We start from the raw sequence: 3,334 nt of genomic DNA on the forward strand, positions 1-3,334 counted from the left end.
CGGCTGGATGAGGCGTTGGACGAGTTGGTCGGGTTTTTCGTCAACACGTTGGTGCTGCGCACGGATGTCTCCGGTGACCCGACGTTCGGTGAGTTGGTGGCCCGGGTGCGCGACGCCGACCTGGCCGCGTTCGAGCACCAGGACCTGCCATTCGACCTGCTGGTGGAGGAGTTGAACCCGGCCCGCTCGACCGCGCACCACCCGCTGTTCCAGGTGATGCTCGTGCTGCAGAACAACGCCGCGGCCGAGTCCGGGTTCGGCGGGCTGGCGGTGACCGAGCTGGCCTCGCGCCCCGGGGTGGCCAAATTCGACCTGACCCTCGCGGTGGCCGAGTCCGCCGACGGCCTGACCGGCGGCATCGAGTACGCCACGGACCTGTTCGACCGGTCCACGGTCGAGGCCCTGTCGGCCCGGCTGACCGCGCTGTTCCAGGCCGCCCTGGCGGCGCCGGACCGGCCGGTGGGCGAGCTGGACGTGCTGACCGGGGCCGAGCGGGCCCGGGTCGGCGAGTCGGCCGGGACCGGTGCGCCAGACCTGCTCGTCACGGAGGTCTTCCAGCACCGGGTCGACACCGCGCCGGACGCGACCGCGCTCGTCTTCGACGGCCGCGTCCTGTCCTACGCCGGGCTGGACGCGGCGGCCAACCGGCTGGCCCGGCACCTCGCCGACCGGGGCGCCCGGCGCGGCGCGCTGGTCGGCGTCCTGCTCGACCGGGGCATGGACCTGGCGGTGGCCATGCTCGGGGTGCTCAAGACCGGGGCGGGGTACGTCCTGCTCGACCCCGAGTTCCCCGACGAGCGGCTGGCGGGCATGGTCGCCGACGCCGGTCTGGCCCTGCTGGTCGCCGACACCGACCGGCTCGGCCTCGGGCTGCCCACCATCGCCGTGGCCGACGCCGCCGCCGAGTCCGCCGCGCGGCCGCCGCTGACCGGCGACCCCGGGGACGCCGCCGCCGTCATGTTCACCTCCGGCTCCTCCGGCCGCCCGAAGGGCGCGCTGGCCTCGCACCGGTCGATCGTCAGCACCCTGACCGGCCAGGATTTCGTCCACTTCGGGCCGAACCAGGTGTGGTTGCACGCGGCCCCCGTGTCCTGGGACGCGACCGCGCTGGAGTTCTGGGGCGCGCTGCTCAACGGCGGGACCTGCGTGCTGCAGCCCGGCCAGCGGCCCGAACCCGATCGCATCGCCCACCTCGTCGCCGCGCACGGGGTGACCACGCTCTGGCTGTCCGCCGGCCTGTTCAACCTCATGGTCGACGAGTACCCGAGGGTGTTCACGCAGGTCCGCGAGGTGATCACCGGTGGGGACAAGCCGTCGCTGGAGCACATCGACCGGGTCCGCGCCGCGTTCCCCCGCCTGCGCCTGGTGCACGGCTACGGGCCGGTGGAGAGCATGGTCTTCACCCACACCCACCAGGTCACCGAGCCCACCGGCGGCGCGCCGCTGCCGATCGGGCTGCCGATGGGCAACCGCCGTGCCTACGTCCTCGACGAGCGGCTGCGCCCGGTGCCGACCGGGGTGGCCGGTGAGCTGTACGTGGCGGGCGCGGGCCTGGCCGACGGCTACCTGGGCGCCCCGGGGATGTCCGCCGAGCGGTTCGTCGCCGACGCCCACGGCGAGCCGGGGGAGCGCATGTACCGCACCGGCGACCTGGCCCGCTGGACCTCCGCCGGGGTGGTGGAGCTGCTCGGTCGCGCCGACGACCAGGTCAAGATCCGCGGGTTCCGGGTGGAGCCGGGCGAGGTGGAGGCCGTGCTCGCGGCGCATCCCGCACTGGCCAGGGTCGCCGTCGTGGTCCGGGAGGACGTACCCGGCGACAGGCGGCTGGTCGCCTACTGCGTCGTGGCGCAGGGCGCGGACGGCCTGTCGGCGGCGCGGTTGCGCGCCGACGCCGCCGCCCAGTTGCCCGACCACCTGGTGCCCGCCGCGTTCGTCCTGGTCGACGCGCTGCCGCTGACCGCCAACGGCAAGCTCGATCGACGGGCCCTGCCCGCGCCGGAGTACCGGGTCGGCAGCCGCGCGGCCCGCACCCCGCGCGAGGAGGCGCTGTGCGCGCTCTTCGCCGAGGTGCTCGGGCTCCCGGGGGTCGGGGCGGAGGACGACTTCTTCGCCTCCGGCGGGCACTCGCTGCTCGCGGTCCGGTTGATCAGCCGCATCCGCACCGCCCTGGGCGTCGACGTGGCGATCCGCGACCTGTTCAGCGCGCCGACGCCCGCCGGGCTGGCGGTGCGGACCGCGCGGTTGGCCGGTGGCCCGGTGCGGCCGCCGCTGGTCGCCGTCGAGCGGCCTGACGTGCTGCCGCTGTCGCCCGCGCAGCGCAGGCTGTGGTTCCTGGCCGAGTTGGCTGACAGCCGCACCTACAACGTGCCCATGGTGGTGGAGCTCGACGGGCCGGTGGACGCCGACGCGCTGCGCGCCGCACTGGGCGACGTCGTGGCCCGGCACGAGGTGCTGCGGACGGTGTTCCCGTCGGTCGACGGGGAGCCGTTCCAGGTGGTGCTGCCAGTCGAGGAGGTGCCGCCGCTGCTCAGCATCGGGGGCCGCGCCGGGGTGGGCGGTGCTGTGGACAGAGTGGAGTCCGCGTTGGCGCACGGGTTCGACCTGTCGGCCGAGATCCCGGTGCGGGCCTGGCTGTTCGACCGGACGCTGGTGCTGCTGATGCACCACATCGCCGGGGACGGCTGGTCGATGGCGCCGCTGACCCGGGACCTGTCCGCCGCCTACGCCGCCCGGCGCGCCGGGCACGCCCCGGACTGGGCCCCGCTGCCGGTGCAGTACGCCGATTACGCGCTCTGGCAGCGTGATCTGCTCGACAGCGGGGTCGCCGAGACCCAGTTGGCGTTCTGGCGATCCGCGCTCGACGGCGCCCCGCCCGTGCTGGACCTGCCGACCGACCGCCCCCGACCCGCGGTGGCCACGCACAGGGGCGGCGTGGTGCCCTTCGAGTTGGACGCGGGCACGCACGCCGCACTGGCCGCGCTCGCCGCCCGGCACGGCGCGACGGTGTTCATGGTGCTGCAGGCCGGGCTCGCCGCGGTGCTGGCGCGCCTCGGCGCCGGGACGGACATCCCGATCGGCAGCCCGGTCGCGGGGCGGCTGGATGAGGCGTTGGACGAGTTGGTCGGGTTTTTCGTCAACACGTTGGTGCTGCGCACGGATGTCTCCGGTGACCCGACGTTCGGTGAGTTGGTGGCCCGGGTGCGCGACGCCGACCTGGCCGCGTTCGAGCACCAGGACCTGCCATTCGACCTGCTGGTGGAGGAGTTGAACCCGGCCCGCTCGACCGCGCACCACCCGCTGTTCCAGGTGATGCTCGTGCTGCAGAACAACGCCG

The 3,334-nt window shown here is 74.6% G+C and carries 1 protein-coding gene; it reads left to right on the forward strand.

Translation table 11 applies throughout. The features are described 5' to 3' along the window. Positions 1–15: 15 nt before the first annotated feature. On the forward strand, positions 16–3,334 hold a 3,319-nt coding region (locus tag GCL84_RS10855), incomplete at its 3' end, for a non-ribosomal peptide synthetase (protein ID WP_197523163.1).

Source organism: Actinokineospora pegani (assembly GCF_009745975.1).
GTDB lineage: Bacteria > Actinomycetota > Actinomycetes > Mycobacteriales > Pseudonocardiaceae > Actinokineospora > Actinokineospora pegani.